At 71.1% G+C, this 20673-nt stretch carries 19 protein-coding genes; 10 read left to right on the forward strand and 9 right to left on the reverse strand.

The window, feature by feature from the left end:
- Positions 1-51: 51 nt before the first annotated feature.
- The 7 genes from nadC to IG90_RS0133360 all read left to right on the forward strand — a co-directional run bounded on the left by nadC (position 52) and on the right by IG90_RS0133360 (position 4587).
- Positions 52-1122, forward strand: a complete 1071-nt coding sequence (gene nadC / locus IG90_RS0133330; RefSeq protein WP_033894883.1) for a carboxylating nicotinate-nucleotide diphosphorylase — start codon at positions 52-54, stop codon at positions 1120-1122.
- Entirely contained in the window at positions 1122-1919 is a 798-nt protein-coding gene (locus tag IG90_RS0133335) for a type III pantothenate kinase (RefSeq protein WP_030593210.1), read from the forward strand. Before nadC ends, IG90_RS0133335 begins: the two co-directional genes overlap by 1 nt.
- A gap of 160 nt (positions 1920-2079) precedes the next feature.
- A complete protein-coding gene (locus IG90_RS0133340; RefSeq protein WP_030593212.1) occupies positions 2080-2664 on the forward strand; it encodes a hypothetical protein in 585 nt (194 codons plus the stop codon).
- A gap of 82 nt (positions 2665-2746) precedes the next feature.
- Positions 2747-2926 carry a hypothetical protein gene (locus tag IG90_RS0133345; protein WP_030593215.1) on the forward strand — a complete coding sequence of 60 codons (180 nt, stop codon included), beginning with the start codon at positions 2747-2749 and terminating at the stop codon, positions 2924-2926.
- Between the two features lie 155 nt (positions 2927-3081).
- The gene (locus IG90_RS0133350; protein ID WP_030593218.1) at positions 3082-3528 is read left to right on the forward strand and encodes a BlaI/MecI/CopY family transcriptional regulator; all 447 of its coding nucleotides are present in this window, start codon (positions 3082-3084) and stop codon (positions 3526-3528) included.
- Positions 3529-3537: 9 nt separating this feature from the next.
- Positions 3538-4107: an amino-acid N-acetyltransferase gene (locus tag IG90_RS0133355; protein WP_063739509.1), complete on the forward strand. Its 570-nt coding sequence runs from the start codon at positions 3538-3540 to the stop codon at positions 4105-4107.
- Positions 4108-4251: 144 nt separating this feature from the next.
- The gene (locus tag IG90_RS0133360; RefSeq protein ID WP_006125504.1) at positions 4252-4587 is read left to right on the forward strand and encodes a histone-like nucleoid-structuring protein Lsr2; all 336 of its coding nucleotides are present in this window, start codon (positions 4252-4254) and stop codon (positions 4585-4587) included.
- Here the strand turns inward: IG90_RS0133360 and IG90_RS0133365 are convergent.
- Complete coding sequence (locus IG90_RS0133365; protein WP_030593225.1) at positions 4566-5168, reverse strand: SCO3374 family protein; 603 nt, start codon at positions 5166-5168, stop codon at positions 4566-4568. The genes IG90_RS0133360 and IG90_RS0133365 overlap by 22 nt on opposite strands.
- 450 nt (positions 5169-5618) lie before the next feature.
- On the opposite strand from IG90_RS0133365, the gene IG90_RS0133370 reads away from it, so the two are divergent.
- Positions 5619-8147 carry an ATP-dependent Clp protease ATP-binding subunit gene (locus IG90_RS0133370; protein WP_030593228.1) on the forward strand — a complete coding sequence of 843 codons (2529 nt, stop codon included), beginning with the start codon at positions 5619-5621 and terminating at the stop codon, positions 8145-8147.
- A 99-nt stretch (positions 8148-8246) separates the two neighbouring features.
- Here the strand turns inward: IG90_RS0133370 and IG90_RS0133375 are convergent, their stop codons facing one another.
- The gene (locus tag IG90_RS0133375; RefSeq protein WP_233436152.1) at positions 8247-11543 is read right to left on the reverse strand and encodes a serine protease; all 3297 of its coding nucleotides are present in this window, start codon (positions 11541-11543) and stop codon (positions 8247-8249) included.
- Entirely contained in the window at positions 11540-11935 is a 396-nt protein-coding gene (locus tag IG90_RS0133380; RefSeq protein ID WP_030593233.1) for a trypco2 family protein, read from the reverse strand. Before IG90_RS0133380 ends, IG90_RS0133375 begins: the two co-directional genes overlap by 4 nt.
- 455 nt (positions 11936-12390) lie before the next feature.
- Between IG90_RS0133380 and IG90_RS0133385 the strand changes: the two genes are divergently transcribed.
- On the forward strand, positions 12391-13107 hold the full coding sequence (locus IG90_RS0133385) for a M23 family metallopeptidase (protein WP_030593237.1): 717 nt from the start codon (positions 12391-12393) through the stop codon (positions 13105-13107).
- Positions 13108-13372: 265 nt separating this feature from the next.
- Here the strand turns inward: IG90_RS0133385 and cseC are convergent, their stop codons facing one another.
- The 5 genes from cseC to IG90_RS0133410 all read right to left on the reverse strand — a co-directional run bounded on the left by cseC (position 13373) and on the right by IG90_RS0133410 (position 18136).
- Positions 13373-14710: a two-component system sensor histidine kinase CseC gene (gene cseC, locus IG90_RS0133390; protein ID WP_030593239.1), complete on the reverse strand. Its 1338-nt coding sequence runs from the start codon at positions 14708-14710 to the stop codon at positions 13373-13375.
- 91 nt (positions 14711-14801) lie between these two features.
- On the reverse strand, positions 14802-15515 hold the full coding sequence (gene cseB / locus IG90_RS0133395; RefSeq protein ID WP_030593242.1) for a two-component system response regulator CseB: 714 nt from the start codon (positions 15513-15515) through the stop codon (positions 14802-14804).
- A 64-nt stretch (positions 15516-15579) separates the two neighbouring features.
- Positions 15580-16257: a hypothetical protein gene (locus IG90_RS0133400; protein WP_030593245.1), complete on the reverse strand. Its 678-nt coding sequence runs from the start codon at positions 16255-16257 to the stop codon at positions 15580-15582.
- A 113-nt stretch (positions 16258-16370) separates the two neighbouring features.
- Entirely contained in the window at positions 16371-17042 is a 672-nt protein-coding gene (locus IG90_RS0133405) for a SigE family RNA polymerase sigma factor (RefSeq protein WP_030593248.1), read from the reverse strand.
- Between the two features lie 179 nt (positions 17043-17221).
- A complete protein-coding gene (locus IG90_RS0133410) occupies positions 17222-18136 on the reverse strand; it encodes an HhH-GPD family protein (protein ID WP_030593251.1) in 915 nt (304 codons plus the stop codon).
- A 303-nt stretch (positions 18137-18439) separates the two neighbouring features.
- On the opposite strand from IG90_RS0133410, the gene IG90_RS0133415 reads away from it, so the two are divergent.
- Positions 18440-19198, forward strand: coding sequence for a hypothetical protein (locus IG90_RS0133415; protein ID WP_030593254.1), 759 nt, complete (start codon positions 18440-18442; stop codon positions 19196-19198).
- Between the two features lie 318 nt (positions 19199-19516).
- Here the strand turns inward: IG90_RS0133415 and disA are convergent, their stop codons facing one another.
- Positions 19517-20641, reverse strand: coding sequence for a DNA integrity scanning diadenylate cyclase DisA (gene disA, locus IG90_RS0133420; RefSeq protein ID WP_007456913.1), 1125 nt, complete (start codon positions 20639-20641; stop codon positions 19517-19519).
- Positions 20642-20673 lie beyond the last annotated feature (32 nt).

The raw sequence follows: 20673 nt of genomic DNA on the forward strand, positions 1-20673 counted from the left end.
AAGCACCAGCCCTACCCGCACCACCCGCCACGCCCCCGAGGAGCCGACACCGTGAGCACGCCCGAAGAGAATCCGCGCCCCACACCCGTGGACGTACCGCTGATCAGCGTCGGCGCGCCCGCACCTTCCGCTCCGGCGGGAGGCGGCTGCGGCGACGCCTGCGGCTGCGGCGGTGACGACGGGTTCGACCCCGACGCCCTGGAGTGCGGCCTCGACCCCGCGCTCGCCCTGCTGCTGGCCCAGGCGGGGCTCGACCCCGTCCAGGTCGAGGACGTCGCCCATGTGGCGATCGAGGAGGACCTCGACGGCGGGGTCGACGTCACGACCGTGGCGACCGTTCCCGAGGACGCCGTGATCACCGGTGACTTCACCGCCCGCGAGGCCGGCGTGGTCGCCGGGCTCCGGGTCGCCGAGGCAGTCCTGTCGATCGTCTGTACGGAGGAGTTCGAGGTCGAGCGGCACGTCGAGGACGGCGACCGGATCGTCCCCGGGCAGAAGCTGCTGACCGTCACCACCCGCACCCGCGACCTGCTGACCGGCGAGCGCAGCGCGCTGAACCTGCTCTGCCGCCTCTCGGGCATCGCGACCGCCACCCGCGCCTGGGCGGACGTGCTGGAGGGCTCCAAGGCCAGGGTCCGCGACACCCGCAAGACGACGGCGGGCCTGCGCGCGCTGGAGAAGTACGCGGTGCGCTGCGGCGGCGGCGTCAACCACCGGATGTCGCTCTCCGACGCCGCCCTGGTCAAGGACAACCACGTGATCGCCGCGGGCGGTGTCGCCGAGGCGTTTCTGCGGGTCCGCGCCGAGTTCCCCGAGCTGCCCATCGAGGTCGAGGTCGACACGTTGGAGCAGGTCCGCGAGGTGCTGGACGCGGGCGTCGACCTGATCCTGCTGGACAACTTCACCCCGGCCGAGACCGCCGAGGCCGTCGCCCTGGTCGACGGCCGGGCGGTCCTGGAGTCCTCCGGCCGCCTCACCCTCGCATCGGCCCGCGCCTACGCCGACGCGGGCGTCGACTATCTCGCGGTCGGGGCGCTCACCCACTCCTCGCCGATCCTCGACATCGGCCTGGACTTCCGCGACGCGGACGCGTCCCCCTCCGCCGACGGGGCCGACGCCTGATGCTGCTCACCATCGACGTCGGCAACACGCACACGGTCCTCGGCCTCTTCGACGGCGAGGAGATCGTCGAGCACTGGCGGATCTCCACCGACGCCCGCCGCACCGCCGACGAGCTGGCCGTCCTGCTCCAGGGCCTGATGGGCATGCACCCGCTGCTCGGCATGGAGCTGGGCGACGGCATCGAGGGCATCGCGATCTGCGCCACCGTCCCCTCGGTCCTGCACGAGCTGCGCGAGGTCACCCGCCGCTACTACGGCGACGTCCCCGCCGTGCTGGTGGAGCCCGGCGTCAAGACGGGCGTGCCGATCCTGATGGACAACCCGAAGGAGGTCGGCGCGGACCGCATCATCAACGCGGCGGCGGCCGTCGAGCTGTACGGGGGCCCGGCGATCGTCGTCGACTTCGGCACCGCCACCACCTTCGACGCGGTCTCCCCGCGCGGCGAGTACGCGGGCGGGGTGATCGCCCCCGGCATCGAGATCTCGGTCGAGGCGCTCGGCGTCAAGGGCGCCCAGCTCCGCAAGATCGAGCTGGCCCGGCCGCGCAGCGTGATCGGCAAGAACACCGTCGAGGCCATGCAGTCCGGCATCATCTACGGCTTCGCGGGCCAGGTCGACGGGGTGGTGGCCCGGATGAAGAAGGAGCTGGCCGCCGACCCGGACGACGTCACGGTCATCGCGACGGGCGGGCTTGCTCCGATGGTGTTGGGGGAGTCCTCGGTCATCGACGAGCACGAGCCGTGGCTGACGCTCATCGGGCTGCGCCTGGTGTACGAGCGGAACGTGTCCCGGTCGTAAGGGTGTCGCGCGGAAGCCCGGCGTACCTGCGGGAACGGCCGGGGGCGGGGCCGGGGCACCGGGTCGGGCACGCCGCGCCACCGACGGCCAGTTAAACGGATTTTGTCCATTTAGCACGTATTGTCGCGTTATGCCCACGCCCTACGGTTCACGAGGCGGCATGGCGTTCAGCGCGGACGAGCTGCGGGTGCTCCGACGTGCCCTCGCCATCGCCCTCCACCCCATGCCCCTGTCCGACGAGGACGTCCAGGACTGCCTGCGGCTCGCCGGCTCCGTGGACGAGGCGGCCGGCGAGGCGGGTCGGCTGCGAGCGTTCCTCCTCGCCGACCTCGCCCGCTACCGCAACGCCCTCCCCGGCTCCGCCACCGGCTACCTGGAGCTGCTTCAGGACGCCCTGGCGGCCGGTTACGACCCCCGTCCGGACGATCTGGCCGCCCTGCGCGCGCTGCGCGGGGGGCGGCTCGCAGCGGCCCTCCTGGAGCGCTGTCAGGTGCTCGCCGAGCGGTCCGTACGGGCCCGGCTCGCCGGCCACTCCGCCGGACCCACGGCCCCGGGCCCCCGCAGCCGGCTGCTCGCCCTGCCCGGCGGCCGCGTCGCCGGCCGGGAACCGGACCGGCCCAGGACCCCGGCCGCGCCGAGCCACCCGCAGAAGCCCGGCGACCGCCCGATGCCCAAGCCCTCCGAGGTCTTCCCGCCGCGCCGCCGGCCCGCACCGCCCCCGTCCGAGGAGCGAGCGGCCGGCTGACCTTCTCCTCGACGTCCGACGCGGCGGCCTCCACCGGGAGGTCGCCGCGTCGGGGCGTTCGGGGCTCGCTACTCTGGACGGCATGGACTATGTATCCGCGCTCGTGCCGCCCGTGGTGATGGCCGTCTTCTTCATCTCTCTGATCGTGATCATCGTCAAGAGTCAGGGTGGTCCGAACAAGGCCAAGGAGGACGGCGCGGTGGACGCGGCGCTCGCCCGCGCGGAGACCGCAAAGCAGACCGCTCGTCCGGAGAACGTCTGACCGCTGGTGCGGTCCGCCCGCACCGCGTCCCTCCCGGAGCGCACGACTCGTCGGAGCCGTGCGCTCTTTTGCTGTGTAAATACCAGAACATTCGGGACATCTAGCACTAAAGTGATCTCGTGCCCCGTCAATTGGGAGACCTCGAAGACGCCGTGATGACACGCGTCTGGCAATGGAACCGACCGGTCACCGTGCGGGAAGTCCTTGAGGACCTTCAGCAGGAACGGTCCATCGCCTACACGACCGTGATGACGGTAATGGACAATCTCCATCAGAAGGGCTGGGTACGCAGGGAAGTCGACGGCCGCGCCTATCGATATACGGCCGTCTCCACCAGGGCCGCCTACTCGGCCGCACTGATGAACGAAGCCTGGTCGCGCAGTGACAACCCCGCCGCCGCGCTTGTCGCCTTCTTCGGCATGATGTCCGCCGAGCAGCGGGAAGCGCTGCAGGATGCCGTTCGTATGGTTTCCCCCAACCCTGCCGAAACCACCCCCGGCAACCCCGCCGAAACCACCCCCGGCAACCCCGCGGAACCGACCGCCGGCACCGCCGGAGATGACGCCCCGGCCGATGACGTGACGCCGGAGAGCGGGCGATAGCGTCGAGGCATGTCCTCAGAGCAGCCGCAAAGCGATCCCGAAACCGAACTCCATACCGACCCGTCGGTAAATAAGCCCGCGATCACCGTCCGGCGGGCCAGGACGAGTGATGTCACGTCGGTACGACGACTCCTCGACGGGTACGTGTCCGGGGGCATCCTGCTCGACAAAGCGACCGTCACCCTTTACGAGGACATCCAGGAGTTCTGGGTCGCGGAACGCGACGAGGACGCGACGGTCATCGGCTGCGGCGCACTTCATGTCATGTGGGAAGACCTGGCGGAAGTGCGGACCCTTGCCGTCGACCCCCGCGTCAAGGGCGCGGGAGTAGGGCATCACGTACTGGACAAGCTCTTGCAGACCGCGCGATGGCTCGGTGTCCGCAGGGTTTTCTGTCTCACCTTCGAAGTGGACTTCTTCGCGAAGCACGGCTTCGTCGAGATCGGGGAGACGCCCGTCGACACCGATGTCTACAGCGAGCTGCTGCGTTCCTACGACGAGGGTGTCGCGGAGTTCCTCGGCCTCGAACGAGTGAAGCCGAACACCTTGGGCAACAGCCGGATGCTTCTGCACCTGTGATCTGCAGAAGGACCTGCAACCCTATGTCCGAATCGCGCACGTTTCCCGTCTTCTCGGGCTGCTGAACCTCTCCCGAGGGTTTGTGTTTTCGAGGGAAAAGCGGTTTCCTTTCCGCGTACTCCATTTTCGATGAAAGGATATCCCGTGGCACAGAAGGTTCAGGTCCTTCTTGTCGATGACCTCGACGGTGTCGAGGCCGACGAGACCGTCACGTTCGCTCTTGACGGCAAGACGTACGAGATCGACCTCACCACGGCCAACGCGGACAAGCTTCGCGGCCTTCTCGAGCCCTACACCAAGGGTGGACGTCGCACCGGTGGCCGTGCCGCCACGGGCCGCGGCAAGGGCCGCGCCGCGGCCGGGGGTAACAAGGACACCGCGGAAATCCGCCGGTGGGCGCGGGAGAACGGCCACAACGTGAATGACCGCGGCCGCGTTCCCGCCGAGATCCGTGAGGCTTACGAGAAGGCCAACGGCTGATCTGCGGACCCCCTTGTCAGCACCCCGGAACGGGCGCGTGACAACCGGACGCGATGGCATTCCGTAGCCGCGGCGTCCACCAGGCGTACGAGATCGGGGGCATCCCCACCGCTGCTCCCGAAGCCCGCGAGGGCCGGCAGCGCCGGCTCGGGCGCACGCCTCGGCTCTGGGGGCCGCAGCCAGACGGCGGCCCCCGGCGAGTCCTCCGGGGCGCCGGGGAGAGGCGGGGCCGTGACGCGGCCCCCCACGCCCATGGCGGTCAGGTCCAGTGGGACCGGACCCCACTCCAGCCAGTCGAGCAGCCCCGGCAGCTCATCGGCGCCGCCCGCGGCGACCAGCAGCCCCATCCGCGCACCGGACAGCAGCACGGGACCGGTGCGCACACCGCGCCGCAGCACGGCGTGACCGGCCTCGGCGGGCAGCTCCAGCACATCGAAGCCCACCCCGGTGAGCAGCCGCAGCGGAGCGCTTCCAGCGGTCGCCCAGCCCAGCTCCCTCGCGTACCGCCGGGCGAGAGCGGCGTCGGCGGAACCCGGAGCGGCATCGGGCGACGATCGGGGCTGCGGGACGGTGGGGGTCATGCCCGATGAACCGCCGAACCACCCCCGGGGTTACGCAGGGTTCGCTACGCATCACGTTGTGTGCTGCCCTTGGGGGCGCGCGAGAGCGTTCAGCAGGGCAAGGTTGTTCGCCCGTAGCGGAGGGAACCGGCGCGCGCCGCATGGACTGTCAGTGATTGCGGGTAAGACTTTCCTAGTGGGAAGGGGCGAAACGCCGGCCGAGGCGTCTCACGTTCGCCATCGGCGTACTGGCGAAAGGGGTATCTGCCTGGCCTGCGGGAACATCGTCTCGCACCATCGGGTTGGAGCAGTTGTCAGCTGTTCGGCAGTAAGAGTCCCCGCCGGTGCGGGGGTGATCCGGACGGATGTCGGCAGTTGGAATGAGCTGTCCCGTCCTGCGGGACTAGCATGCGGAAGGACCGGGAGGGGACCGACCCCTCACTGACCGACCGCTCTGAGGAGCGATTAACGATGTTCGAGAGGTTCACCGACCGCGCGCGGCGGGTTGTCGTCCTGGCTCAGGAAGAAGCCCGGATGCTCAACCACAACTACATCGGCACCGAGCACATCCTCCTGGGCCTGATCCACGAGGGTGAGGGTGTCGCCGCTAAGGCCCTGGAGAGCCTCGGGATTTCGCTCGAGGCGGTCCGCCAGCAGGTGGAGGAGATCATCGGGCAGGGGCAGCAGGCTCCTTCCGGGCACATCCCCTTCACCCCGCGAGCCAAGAAGGTCCTGGAGCTGTCGCTCCGCGAGGCTCTTCAGCTGGGCCACAACTACATCGGCACCGAGCACATCCTGCTCGGCCTGATCCGCGAGGGCGAGGGCGTCGCCGCCCAGGTCCTCGTGAAGCTGGGCGCCGACCTGAACCGGGTCCGGCAGCAGGTCATCCAGCTGCTTTCCGGATACTCGGGCGGCAAGGAGACGGCGGCCGCAGGCGGCCCCGCGGAGGGCACGCCCTCCACGTCCCTGGTGCTCGACCAGTTCGGCCGGAATCTCACCCAGGCCGCTCGTGAGTCCAAGCTCGACCCGGTCATCGGGCGCGAGAAGGAGATCGAGCGGGTCATGCAGGTGCTGTCCCGCCGGACCAAGAACAACCCGGTCCTCATCGGCGAGCCCGGCGTCGGCAAGACGGCGGTCGTCGAGGGCCTGGCTCAGGCGATCGTCAAGGGCGAGGTGCCCGAGACCCTCAAGGACAAGCACCTCTACACCCTGGACCTCGGCGCCCTGGTCGCCGGTTCGCGGTACCGGGGTGACTTCGAGGAGCGCCTGAAGAAGGTCCTCAAGGAGATCCGCACCCGCGGCGACATCATCCTGTTCATCGACGAGCTCCACACGCTCGTCGGTGCGGGTGCCGCGGAAGGCGCCATCGACGCGGCTTCGATCCTGAAGCCCATGCTGGCGCGCGGTGAGCTCCAGACCATCGGTGCCACCACGCTCGACGAGTACCGCAAGCACCTGGAGAAGGACGCCGCTCTCGAGCGCCGCTTCCAGCCCATCCAGGTCGCGGAGCCGTCGCTGCCGCACACCATCGAGATCCTCAAGGGCCTGCGCGACCGTTACGAGGCCCACCACCGGGTCTCCATCACGGACGAGGCCCTCGTCCAGGCCGCGACCCTGGCCGACCGGTACATCTCGGACCGCTTCCTGCCGGACAAGGCGATCGACCTGATCGACGAGGCCGGATCCCGGATGCGCATCCGCCGGATGACCGCGCCGCCGGACCTCCGCGAGTTCGACGAGAAGATCGCGGGTGTCCGCCGCGACAAGGAGTCGGCCATCGACTCCCAGGACTTCGAGAAGGCGGCTTCCCTCCGCGACAAGGAGAAGCAGCTGCTGGCGGCGAAGGCCAAGCGGGAGAAGGAGTGGAAGGCCGGCGACATGGACGTCGTCGCCGAGGTCGACGGCGAGCTCATCGCCGAAGTCCTGGCCACGGCCACCGGAATCCCGGTCTTCAAGCTGACGGAGGAGGAGTCCTCCCGTCTGCTGCGCATGGAGGACGAGCTCCACAAGCGCGTCATCGGGCAGAAGGACGCCATCAAGGCCCTTTCGCAGGCGATCCGCCGTACGCGAGCCGGCCTGAAGGACCCGAAGCGCCCCGGTGGCTCGTTCATCTTCGCCGGCCCGTCCGGTGTCGGTAAGACCGAGCTCTCCAAGACGCTCGCCGAATTCCTCTTCGGCGACGAGGACGCGTTGATCTCCCTCGACATGTCGGAGTTCAGCGAGAAGCACACGGTTTCCCGCCTCTTCGGTTCGCCCCCCGGCTACGTGGGGTACGAGGAGGGCGGCCAGCTCACCGAGAAGGTGCGCCGCAAGCCGTTCTCCGTCGTCCTCTTCGACGAGGTCGAGAAGGCCCACCCCGATATCTTCAATTCCCTGCTCCAGATTCTGGAGGACGGTCGCCTGACCGACTCCCAGGGCCGGGTCGTGGACTTCAAGAACACGGTCATCATCATGACGACCAACCTCGGGACCCGGGACATCTCGAAGGGCTTCAACCTGGGCTTCGCCGCTCAGGGCGACGTCAAGACGAACTACGAGCGGATGAAGACCAAGGTCAACGAAGAGCTCAAGCAGCACTTCCGGCCGGAATTCCTCAACCGTGTCGACGACACGGTGGTCTTCCACCAGCTGACCGAGGAAGACATCATCCAGATCGTCGACCTCATGCTCGCCAAGGTCGACGAGCGGCTCAGGGACCGCGACATGGGCATCGAGCTCAGCTCCGAGGCCAAGTCGCTCCTGGCGAAGAAGGGCTACGACCCCGTGATGGGCGCCCGGCCGCTGCGCCGGACGATCCAGCGGCAGATCGAGGACATCCTCTCCGAGAAGATCCTCTTCGGTGAGCTGCGTCCCGGTCACATCGTGGTCGTGGGCACCGAGGGCGAGGGTGACGACCAGAAGTTCACCTTCCGCGGCGAGGAGAAGTCGGCGCTGCCCGACGTCCCGCCGATCGAGCAGGCGGCAGGCGGCGCCGGCCCGAACCTCACGAAGGACGCGTGACGCTCTCGTAGCGCACAGCTGAGGGGCTGCCCCGGAACCGGCTTTCAACGGCCGGTCCGGGGCAGCCCCTTTTCGGTGCTCAGGGGATCTCCTCGTGGATCAGGAGATGTCGATCTTCAGCCGGTCGCCCAGCTCGGCCGCCCCGACGAGTTTCGGGATATGCGGCCCGGCAACGGTCACCTGGAGGTCGGGCCATGCGTGCAGTGTGGTGAGGTCCAGCACCTCGGTGGTATCGCGCACCAGGAGGACCAGGTGGCCGAGCGCGGGGAAACTGTGCCGGACGGACGCCAGGTTCTCCCCGCGTGGGGGCGACGGCACGGTCAGGTCGGTGACCGACGGTACGTCTACGGGGACCGCCGCCGGGCTGCCCCAGGGAAACGCTGTCAGCTCAAGTCGGGTGATCCTCGGGTGCCCCCGCAGATCCGCCAAGGTGTCGAGGGACGCGCGAGTGCCCGAGAGCTCCAGTGAGGTCAGCGCCGGCCAGGCATGGAGGACGTCCAGCGCCAAGGGGTGCTCGGTCTCCACCGCCAGGCGTGTCACTTGCCGGTGGGCGGGTATGTCGCTGAGCTTCCGTACGTCCGGGCAGATCAGCCACAGTGCGGTCAGCGCGGGAATGTCCGCCAGCGGGCCCAGGAACGCCGGTGGCAGATGAGTGGCGTCGAGCTTCAGTGTCGTGAGGGCGCTCAGCGCCTGAAGCGGGCGAAGGTCCTTGATCTGCGGACACCAGCGGAAGAAGAGGTGCCGGAGGGTCTTCCCGCATCCGTTCAGCACGGAGAGGTCCGAGAACCGGTGGTTCTCGGCGAGGAAGAGGAACTCCAGCGTCCTCCCGCGAAGCGCCTCGCCCAGCTCCGCTTCGGAGATGTCGCCTCCGCAGGAGAGGTAGTCGGCGGACGGCAGATGGCGCAGGGCCTTCAACTGCTGGGAGTCGGTGATCGTGACCGATGCCCCGGCCAGGCAGTAGTGACTCAGCACTTCGACGGCGAAAGCTTCGGGAGGGAAGGCGTCCCAGCAGTCCGCCATCGTCTTGCCCAGGCCCGGATGCGCGCGTGCCCAGTCCCGGGCCACCGGGACCGCCTGCGCCCCGCCGATCAGGCCGAGGAGAAGCACCGCCTGCTCAGCGATCGCGCTGTCGACCGGCACGTCGCCCGGCTGCGGGAGGACGGCCAGCGCGTCCTGCCCGAGCAGTGCCAGGGCGTTCCGCTGATCCGCGCTGTGGGGCGGGAACAGCCTCGCGACGCTCACCCGGACCCGGTCCCGTACCGCCCCGTCCAGCCACGCCGCGTGCTGGGCGCACAGTGCGGCCAGGACGTGGAGGTCGGTCCGCTCGACCGACCCTGGCTCGCACCTCTCGCCCGCGTCCAGCAATCCGGTTACCAGAAGGCCCAGTTCGCGCCGCCCGCAATGCCCCGCAGCCAGGAGGATCACGTCCTGCCAGGGCTCCTCGTCCGCGTGGCGGAGCAGTTCGCCCAGGTGGTCGTCCTCGACGAGTTCCTTCGCGGCCAGGTAGTCCTGGAAGGTGCGGTGGATGAACTGGTAGGTGGCGTCGGCGCGTTCCTGGAGCAGGCCGCTGCGGTTGAGGAGGTGGGTGAGGATCCGCTCGGGTGGGCCCTGCGCGCTCACCCGTTCCATCCCCACCAGCGCACGGTCGAGTTGGCGCAGTGCCTGGTCCCGGGTGAACTCGGACTGGCCCTCGCGGACCAGCCAGACGGCGATCCGCTGGAGGAGCTGGGTGGATTCCTCGACGTCCAGGTCGATGCCCTCGGGGTTCCCGATCCGGCGGCGGTGGTCGCGGTGGCCCAGCAGCATCTCCAGGGCCGAGCGGTACAGCTGCCAGCGGGTCTCCGGCAGGAACCCGTCGCGGCGGCGGTGCAGGGCGCAGATCACCGCGCAGAGCAGCGGCGTACGGGCCAGGTCACGGAGCGTGGAGTTCTGGTCGAACTGGTGGGCCAGGTCGCGTTCCAGCCCGTCCAGCCGCTCGGCGTCGTCCTCCTCCGACAGCCGGGCGGCCCGGTGCCAGGAGGCCACGAATGCCTGGATGTCCTCGTTCCGCATCGGCAGGAGCCGTAACTCCGCGAAGCCTTCCGAGCGCAGCCAGTCCGGCTCGACGGCGAGTGGGCGTACGGTCGCGACGCAGCGGGTGTCCGGGTAGCGGGCCAGGAGCTGCGAGAGCCAGGTGTGCGCCTGCTCGCGCTCCTCCGGCGGCACCTCGTCCAGGCCGTCCACCAGCAACAGCGCCCGGCCGGACTCCAGAACCCGGCCCGCCCAGCCCTCCGGTGCCGTGTCGATCACCAGTCCCGCCGCGCCCGACAGCTCGGCCGGGCCCGGGAACGTCACCCCACGGGCCCGCAGGGTGCGCAGGGGGACGACGAAGGGGACCAGGCCGTTCAGCGGGGCCAGTTCGTCGTCCAGGGTGCGGGCCGAGGCGTGGGCGGCCAGCCACCAGAGCAGCGTCGTCTTGCCCGCGCCGGCCTCGCCGCGCAACAGGACCCGGGGGCGGTCGGTGAGGAGGGCGTCGATGCGCTGGGGGAGGGGCGGGGCGGCCTCCGTGATCCCTCGGTGCTGTGTGGCCCGGTCCTGGGCCTGCGCCTGGGCCTCCAGGCTGAGGTAGGCGGTGTCCAGATCCCACTCGGCGTCGTGCCGGCTCAGCTCGTCCAGGCCGAAGATCTTCGTACGGCGGTACGCCACTCCCAGCGCCTGCGCGTACTCCGCCTCGTACCGCAGGTCGCGCGGGAAGCTGCCGTGGACGCGCTCCTCGCGCGGGTCGACCCCGGTCCGCCGGTAGACGAGGCGGAAGGGCTTCGCCGCCAGGACCGGGGCGAGCGGGACGCACTCGACGCGGCGGCCGTCGCGCTGCTGCGGGACCTGCCGGGCGATGCCCAGCAGCACGTCTCCCATGAAGACCGGGCCGCCGGAGAGCCCGGACAGGGCGGCCGGCTCGTCGTCCGGGTGCGGCGCGGGCGGGCCGTCGAGATCGCAGACCAGAAGGTCGCGGACCCGGCCCGCCATGGGCAGGACCGTCGCCGTGTACTGGTCGGCCTCCAGGCGCTGGTCGCGGCCGTAGCGCTGGACGCGCGGGAAGCCGGTGATCTCGCACGCGGGTATCGCCTGGCGGGTGTCGACCACGCCGAGCCGCACGGGAGGGACCGGCCGCACCGGTTCGACGGCCTCCAGCAGGGCCGCGTCCAGCCGGTAGTCGATCCAGGCGACGGTGGCCCGTACGCGGTCCGGGAGGGCGGGGTGGGCGATCAGGACGGACCCGGACTTGACCACATGGGCGCAGGTCAGGACCAGCCGGTCGGTGAGCAGGACGCCGCTGCCCTGCTGGATCGCGGAGACGACCACCGTACGGTCGGCGGGGTGGACGACGGGCGGGCTCGGCAGGACCGTCGCGCTCACGGGCGTACGAGCCCGTCGCCGGAGCCCGCCGGGCCCTCTCCCCGGCCGTCCCCGTCACCGAACCCCGCCGTCGAGCCGTCGTCCTGGGTCCCGATCTCCCACGCCTCGCCCGTCGCGGCGTTGCGCGGGGTCAGGGTGAAGGCCACCTTGTGCGTGCGGCCCGTGGTGCGGGCGGCGTCCGCGCCCGCCTCGACCACCCAGGCCTTCACCTTGCCGCCCGCCCTGGCCTCACGGCGCAGTTCGAGCGTGAACTCCATCTGGATGTCGCCGACCGCGAAGGAGACGGGGTGGTCCGTGGCCCGGGTCGCCGCGTCGATGAGCTGGTTGCGGATGGACGCGACGGCATCGGCGAGCTCGATGCCGTCCAGTGCGTGGCTGTTCCCTGCCGTCATAAGGTCCCCCGGGGTGCGATGCCGCTTTCCCGCCAGCGTAGTGAAGGAGCAGGCCGAAGGTCCCGAATCGGAAGGACTCAGGTCCCACCGGCGGTGACAAGGCGCACAGCCCGAAACACGCCTACTACCCGGGGTAGGAGAAGCGGCCATGATCGGCCGCGGGACCTTCGGCCCGGCGCCGGCAGGCCCTTTCGGGGCTTTGGGCGATACGGTCGTTTCGCGGCTTCATGTCCGGAAAAGACCCCATGGGGCAGGGGTTAAACGTCTTCCGTGCGAAGGATTTCGTAGCCCGCGCCGACTCCTCGTAAGGGGACAAGAGCGACGTATTCCCCGGCCCTCTCTACGGCTTTTCTTCGTAGATGGGGTGTTTGAGTACCGGCGGGGATGCGGGTTACCAAGGTGGAGCAAGCCCGGACAGCACGCCGGGTCCACTCACCTTCGGAGGACTTCCTCGTATGAAGCGCGCAACGAACCAGCACACCATCCGCCCGTCCGCCTTCCGCGTCCGTGGCGCCGTCCTGGCCGCCGGCCTGGGGGCGTCCGTGGTGCTGGGTGCCGGTACGGCGTTCGCCTCCAGCGGCACCGGCGCCGCTGCGGCTCCGCTCGCCGCGAGCACCACCGCCGAAGCGGTCGCCCAGCAGGCGACCGCGCAGGGCAAGGCCGCCGACGCGGCCAAGAAGGCCTCCGCGAAGAAGGCCTCCGACGCGAAGAAGAAGGCCGAGGACAAGAAGAAGGCCGCGAAGAAGAACGCCGCCTCCTGGAAGTCCCCGGTCAAGAAGTACACGCTGAGCGCCAGCTACGGCACCGGCGGCGCCCGCTGGGCCGCCAAGCACTCCGGCCAGGACTTCGCCGTGCCGGTCGGCACCGACGTCGTGGCCGCCCACAAGGGCACCGTCGTGAAGGCCGGCCCGAACGGCGCCGGCGACGGCCCCGCGTACGGCAACGCCGTCGTGATCAAGCACTCCAACGGCAAGTACTCGCAGTACGCGCACCTGTCGAAGGTCGACGTGAAGATCGGCCAGACCGTGAAGACGGGCCAGAAGATCGCCCTGTCCGGCAACACCGGAAACTCCAGCGGCCCGCACCTGCACTTCGAGATCCGCACCACCCCGAACTACGGCTCGGCGCTGAACCCGGCCGCGTTCCTCCGCTCGGTGCACGTCTCCATCTGATCCGGCCGGCGTAACCGCGCGACCCCTGGCCGGGCGCCACCCGGCACCCGGCGGCCGCGCAGCAACAACCGAAAAGTGTCAGTGGACCCGTTACACCCCGGTACCCGGGGCGTGCGCCCGGGTCACCCGACCGACGGCGACGTCGAGGACAGCCTCACGGCTCACTCCTCGGGGTCGCCGTCGGCGTTCCCCGTTCACCGGGCGTGCGGCTCAGAGCCTGTCGGGTGGCCTTCGGCCGCCCGATCAGAGGTCACCCCACAGGCTCTCAGTCCGACGGCTGCCGCTGGTCCGCCATCCGCAGCACCGGGAAGCTCCCGGTCACCGTCGGCGCGTGCTCCGGCAGCCACAGCACCGCGATCGCCCCGCCCGTGCCCTCCGCCGCACCCGAGGGCGCCGCGTTGCGGAAGGTCAGCCGGGCCCCCAGCACCCTCGCCTGGCCCGCCGCGATCGTCAGGCCGAGCCCGTGCCCGTGCCCGGCCCGGTCCATGCTTCCGGTACGGAACCGGCTCGGCCCGTCCCGCAGCAGCGCCTCGGGGAACCCCGGACCGTGGTCGCGAACCCGTACCACCCGGCCCTCGACCGTGACCTCCACCGGGGTGGAGCCGTGCTTGGCGGCGTTGCCGAGCAGATTGCCGAGGATGCGCTCCAGCCGGCGCGGATCGGTCGAGACCCACGACTCGTGCACCACCTGTACGGTCACCTCGGGGTTCAGCAGCCCGATCCGGCGGCTGACGAACTCGCCGAGCGGCAGCTCCTGGAGCTCCGCCCGCTCCGACGCGCTGTCCAGGCGGGCCACCTCCAGGACGTCCTCGACCAGCGTGCGCATCGCCTGGGCCCGGTCCCGTACCAGCTCGGTGGGGCGGCCCGGCGGCAGCAGCTCGGCCGCCGTGAGCAGCCCGGTCACCGGGGTACGCAGCTCATGCGCGATGTCCGCGGTGACCCGGCGCTCCGCCTCGATCCGCTCGTTCAGCGCGTCGGTCAGCGCGTCGACCGCCCGCGCCAGCTCGTCGGTCTCGTCGCGGACGACCCCGCCGACGGCCTCCCTGACCCGCACGTCCGTCTGGCCCTGGGCGACCCGGCCCGCCGCGGCCGCCGCCTTGCGCAGCCGGCGCGAGAGCTGGCCGCCGATGAGGACGCCGAGCGCGCAGCCGCCGAAGACCACCGAGACCGAGCCGATGATCAGGGCCCGGTCCAGGTCGTCCATGATCGTGGCGGAGCGGTTCGCGAACCGGGTGTGCAGCGACAGCACGTCGCCGTTGGCCAGCGGCACGGCCGCCCAGACTTCGGGGACCCCGTCGGAGCCCTGTGTCACATGGGTGGCCCGGCGGTTCTTGCGGACCTCCTCGCGCAGGCTCGGCGGGATCGTCGGGTCGTTCAGCTTCGCCCCGAACTTCGGCCCGCCCTTCTGCATGCTCGTCGCCTCGTAGAAGCGCTGGGCGCCCAGCAGCCGCTCCAGCTGCACCTCGCGGGCGTTCTCGATCATCGAGACGCGGGCCGCGTTGTGCACCACGAGGCTCAGCGCCACCGCGATGAGCGCGCCGACCGCCGCGATGGCGATGCTGATCTTCCAGCGGACACCGGTCCGCAGGGCCAGCCGCTTCATCCGCGCCTCACCGGCCGCTCGATGCCCGCGTACCGCTGCATACCCGGGTAAGGCTGCATGCCCGCGTACCGCTCCCCGCCCGCCGCACGCCTCATCCGCGCAGCTTGTAGCCGAAGCCGCGGACCGTGTCGATCCGGTCCTGACCGATCTTGGTGCGCAGCCGCTGGACGTGGACGTCCACGACCCGGGTGTCACCGCCCCAGCCGTAGTCCCAGACCCGCTCCAGGAGCTTGTCGCGGGACAGGACGGTGCCCGGCGCGGACGAGAACTCCAGCAGCAGCCGCATCTCGGTGGGCGTCAGCGCCACCTGCTCACCGGCGCGCCGCACCTCCATACCGTCGGTGTCGACCTCCAGATCGCCGAAGACCAGCACCCCGCCGAGCGCCCCGGCGTCCCCCTCCGTACCGCCCTGACCCAGGCCGTCCGGCCCGGCCGCGTGACCGAAGCGGCGCAGCACCGCCCGGATGCGCGCGACCAGGACCGCGCCGTCGAAGGGCTTGGTGACGTAGTCGTCGGCCCCGGCCTCCAGGCCGAGCACCACGTCGATCGAGTCGGCCCGAGCGGAGAGCATGATCACCGGCACGGTCGACTCGTCCCGGATGCGGCGGCACAGACTCACCCCGTCCAGCCCCGGCACCATCACGTCGAGCAGGGCGATGTCCGGCCGGTCGGCGCGGAACGCCTCCAGACCGGAGAGCCCGTCGGGCATCGCGGTGACCGTGAAGCCGACCCGCTCCAGGGCGAGCTGGGTGGCCTCGCGGATGACGTCGTCGTCCTCGACGAAGAGGACATGGGTCTCGGCCATGGGGCTGCTTCTCGCTTTCCGTTCCTGCCCGGTTCCACCGGCACGACTTCGTTCCTGCCCGGGTTCAGTTCCTGCCCGGCTCCACCGGCCCGTCCGACGGGACCGGCTCCACCGGATCCAGCGGCTCGGACTGCACGGGCAGCTCACCGTCCGTGCCCTCGACGGCGCGGCTGAAGTCGTTGTGCACCCGGTCGTGCTCGGTGAAGCGGTCGCTCGCCCAACGGTAGGTGACCACCTCCGAGCCGGACGGGTACGCCAGCGGATCCTTCGACCCGTAGACCTGGGTGGTCACCACCAGGTCGCCCCGGTCGATCGTTCCGTAGACGGCGGGGACCTCGGCGGCGAAGACGTTCTTGTACGAGCCGTCGCCGTCCGCCCGGTACACGTACGTTCCGACGCCCACCGAGTCGGCGCAGCTCATCACGTTGACCACCACGTCGGCGGCCCGGCCGCCGGTCATCGACCCGTACGAGGTGTCGATCGGATAGGCCTTGCCCGCGCAGGGCCTGAGCCCGTCCCTGACCTGCTCGCCCACCTTGGGATCGCCCTTGAGGAGCCGCACGGCGTCGACCCGCCTGACGGGCGGGGTCGTGCCGGAAGGGCCGGCCTGCGGCGTGATCTGGGCGACCGGCTGACTGCCGGCGGGACCCTCGTCCCGGGTGCCGGTGCCGCCCGTGGAGCAGCCGACGCCGAACAGCCCGAAGGCGACGAGTCCGGCCAAGGCCGTGCCACTCGCCGCCATACCGCTCCGGAAGCTCCGGCTCCCGCTCCGGCCCGGTCTCCCCGGGTCGTCGTCGCCGTCCGAGCCGCTCAAGGAGCCGTCCCCGAAGGCGCCCCCGCCGCTGCTCCTGCCGCTCAGGCCGCGCACCGCTCCATCCCCCGCTCGTCGTGACGCCCGTTCCGCTGCGCCGGTGTGTGTGCCCTCGCCCCCGGCACCGCCGTGACCGGCGACCGCTGGGCGGGGACACGGGCGGAGGTGACCGGCGCCGTGCTCCGGTGGTCCCCGGTCTCCCGGGCGACCGCCTCGCGGCTGTCCAGCTCGCGGCTCTCCAGCTCCTGGCGCAGTCGTGCCAGGGCCCGGTGCAGCGTGCTCTTGACCGTACCGGCCGACATGCCGAGCGCCGCGGCCGTCTCCTCCGTGCTCATCTGCTCCCAGTGTCGCAGCACGACGACGCTGCGCTGCTTGGGAGCCAGGATGCCCAGAACGTCCATCAGAAGGGCGCGGTCGGCGCGCTGCTCGCTGCCGTCCTCGACGCTCGCGTCGGGCAGCTGCTCGGTCGGCACCTCTTCGAGCTTGCGCGCCCGCCACCACTCCGTACGGGTGTTGATCATGACGCGGCGCAGATAGGCGTCGGCCAGGGACTTGTCGGCGATGCCGTCCCAGCGGCCGTAGGTGCGCACCAGGGCGGTCTGCAGCAGGTCCTGGGCATCGACGGGGTCGGGAACCAGACGGCGCGCGCTGCGCAGCAGCGCCTCCTGCCGTGTGCGTACGTAGTCCTCGAACGCGAGCACCTCGCCCTGCGCCATGACAACCGCCTCCGTCCCCGGACATCCCCGTGTACCGCCGGGCCGCGGGGTGTTCCGCGGTCCGGCCGTCCTGCTGTCGAAGACGCTACGGAGGCGTTGTCACGGCGATGTGCGGAGCAGCCGTAGGCCGGTGCACGGCTGCCCATCGGTTGTGTAACAGCGGGACGAGGGTGGGGGTGTCAGGTCAGGGGAAGGCGGTACCGGCCATCGGCCAACGGCTCGACCAGCCCGTCCGCCACCAGCCCGTCCAGTGCGCGGGCGCGCTGCACCGGCTCCTCCCAGACCGCGTCCAGCGCGGCCTGCGGTACGGGATGCAACGCGTCCCGCAACACCGCCAGCAGCCGTCCGCGCACCTGGCGGTCGGTACCGGCGTACGTCTGGCCCTTGCGCGGCGGCCCCTGGTACGCGGGCTTACCGGCCAGCCGCCAGGCACACCGCGAGGCGATAGGGCACCGGTCGCAGTCCTCGTTGCGCGCGGTGCACACGAGCGCGCCCAGCTCCATCGTGGCCGCCGCCCAGCGCGCCGCCCGCTCGTCCTCCTCGGGCAGCAGCGCCCGCGCGAGCTTGCGCTCGGCGGCCGTGGTCGCGTTCGGCGGGTACTGGACCCCGGACGCGGCGCGGGCGAACACCCGGCGGACGTTCGTGTCGAGCACCGCGTGCCGTTGCCCGTACGCGAAGGAGGCCACGGCCGCCGCCGTGTACTCCCCGATCCCGGGCAGCGCCAGCAGTTGGGCGTGCTCGCTCGGCACGTCGCCGCCGTGCCGTTCCGTTATCGCCTGCGCGGCCCCGTGCAGCCGCAGCGCACGGCGCGGGTAGCCGAGCCGCCCCCAGGCGCGGACCGCCTCACCGGGCGCCTCGGCGGCCAGGTCGGCTGGGCGGGGCCAGCGGGCGAGCCACTGTTCGTACACCGGGAGGACCCGGCTCACCGGGGTCTGCTGCAGCATGAACTCGCTGACCATCACGGACCAGGCGCCCGCTTCGGGGCGGCGCCAGGGCAGATCGCGGGCATGCTGCTCGAACCACCCGATCACGGGGGTGTGGAGGGAGGCGGCGGCGGGGGGCGTCTGGGCTGAAGTCGAAGTCAAGGCAGTCATGGCACTGACGATCCTGGCACGGAAGAGGGGGCGGCGGTCCCGGGCGCGGGGGTGTCGGCCCACGCGGCGGCCCAGGAGGCGGCAACGCCACCCGTTCTGTCCCCTGTGACCGGCTCGTGACACCTTTCCCGTGATGATGATCGGCAAAACTTGTGAGGGGAGCGGCGGGTGGGGCCGGAGTCGGCCCGGATCTCTCGTAGAGTTCGGGCCGTGGGATCTATGCGCAATCCGGTCGGTCCGCTTCCCTCCAGCATCTACTGGCGACGAAGGGCGGTAGCGGGACTTCTGGTTGCGCTGCTCGCCGTGCTGATCGCCTGGGCGGTGACGTCCGGAGGCGGCGGCGGGACCCGTGACGACGGCAAGTCCGGCGGCTCCGGCCCGGCCAGGTCGATCGACCCCGGGCCGTCGAGCTCCGGCCCCGCGATCAGCCAACAGCCGGGCGGCCGCGACGAGTCGGGCGAGGACGGCGGCTCCGGAGGCTCCGACGGCGGCACGGGCGCGTCCTCCGGCGGCGCGAACGACGGCACCTCGTCCGATGGCGCGTCCTCGGGCGGCGCCGCGTCCGACGGGGCGTCAACAGACGGTGCGGACACGGCCGGTTCGGGTGCGGGCGGCGGCGGCACGGCGGGCCGACAGGTCCCGGCCGGCTCCCCGCTGCCCGAGTGCAAGCCCGCCGCGGTGCAGTTGAGCCTGCGGACGAAGGTCAGTTACGGCCCCGACGACAAGCCGAAGTTCGAACTGGTCGCGAAGAACACCTCGTCGACCACGTGCAAGGCCGACTTCGGGCCGAGGAGCGCGGTCCTCACGGTCACCGAGGCCGGTGGCGACGACGACGATCCGATCTGGTCCTCGAAGGACTGCCCCGCCGCGGCCGGACCGCTGTTCCTGCGGGTCCCGGCGGGCGCGACGGTGATCCACACGGTGGACTGGAACCGCACCCTGTCCGCCCCCGGCTGCGCCACCCCGCCGGCAGGCAAGGCCGGCCCGGGAACGTACCTCCTGGAGGCGAAGGCCCCGGGCGAACCGGTCCAGCGAGCATCCTTCGTCCTCGCCAAGGACTGACCGGCGCCCACTGACGCCCGTCCGGGACCACTCACGCCCGTCCGGCGTTCGAGGACGGATCCGTCCGCGAGCAGGAGCGACGCACTCCCGGGGGCGGGCAAGCCCGGCAGACGGCGTTCGAGGACGGACCCGTCGGCGTGGGCGGGCGACGCGGCCACGGGTTCGGGCAAGCCCGTAGGGCACCGCCCACCCCAGCTCGGGGTTCCGTCCTCGGACGCCGGACGGGCCGGGTTGCGAACGGGCAAGCCCGGCAGACCCAGCCCGCGCGGCACGCAAGGAGGGCGTCCACCAGGACGCCCTCCCGGCCCGCGCCCAGCCTCAGACGTACCGCTCCAGGATCGACGACTCCGCCAACCGCGAAAGCCCCTCCCGCACGCTCCGCGCCCGCGCCTCGCCGACGCCGTCCACCGTCTGGAGGTCGTCCACGCTCGCAGCCAGCAGCTTCTGCAGACCACCGAAGTGCTCCACCAGCCGCTCGATGATCGCCCCCGGCAGCCTCGGCACCTTGGCCAGCAGCCGGAAGCCCCGCGGGGAGACCGCCGAGTCCAGCGTCTCGGGCGAGCCGCTGTAGCCCAGCGCCCGCGCCACCACCGCCAGCTCCAGCAGCTCCGTGTGGCTCAGCGCGTCCAGCTCCGTCAGCGCCTCCGCCACCGTGCGCGACCGCTTCGCCGTCGGCTCGGGCACATAGTCCCGGACGACGAGCTCCCGCTCCGGCTCCACCCCGGCGATCAGCTCGTCCAGCTGGAGCGAGAGGAGCCGTCCGTCGGTGCCGAGCTCGACCACGTACTCCGCGATCTCCGTCGCGATCCGCCGCACCATCTCCAGCCGCTGCGCCACCGCCGTCACGTCCCGGACGGTGACCAGGTCCTCGATCTCCAGCGCGGACAGTGTGCCCGCGACCTCGTCGAGGCGGAGCTTGTACCGTTCCAGCGTGGCGAGCGCCTGGTTGGCCCGGGACAGGATCGCCGAGGACTCCTCCAGGACCCGCCGTTCCCCGTCCACGTACAGCGCGATCAGCCGCATCGACTGGGAGACCGAGACGACGGGGAAGCCGCACGCCTTGGAGACCCGGTCCGCCGTACGGTGGCGGGTGCCCGTCTCCTCCGTGTGGATCGAGGCGTCCGGCACCAGCTGCACACCGGCCCGCAGGATCTTGGTCATGTCCTTGTCGAGGATCAGCGCCCCGTCGAGCTTGCACAGCTCGCGCAGGCGCGTCGCCGTGAACTCCACGTCCAGCACGAATCCGCCGGTGCACATCGACTCGACGGTCTTGTCCATGCCCAGCACGATCAGCCCACCGGTATTGCCGCGGAGAATGCGCTCCAGGCCGTCCCGCAGGGCCATTCCGGGCGCGACCGCGCTCAACGAGGCGCGCATCAGCGCCTCGTTACCGGTGCCTTGGCCGGACTTTCCGGGCGTCGTCGCCCGGTCGTTGGCTGCCACTGCACTCCTCCGGTCACAGGTTTGCGGTGCCC

It is taken from the genome of Streptomyces anulatus (assembly GCF_000721175.1).
GTDB lineage: Bacteria > Actinomycetota > Actinomycetes > Streptomycetales > Streptomycetaceae > Streptomyces > Streptomyces anulatus_C.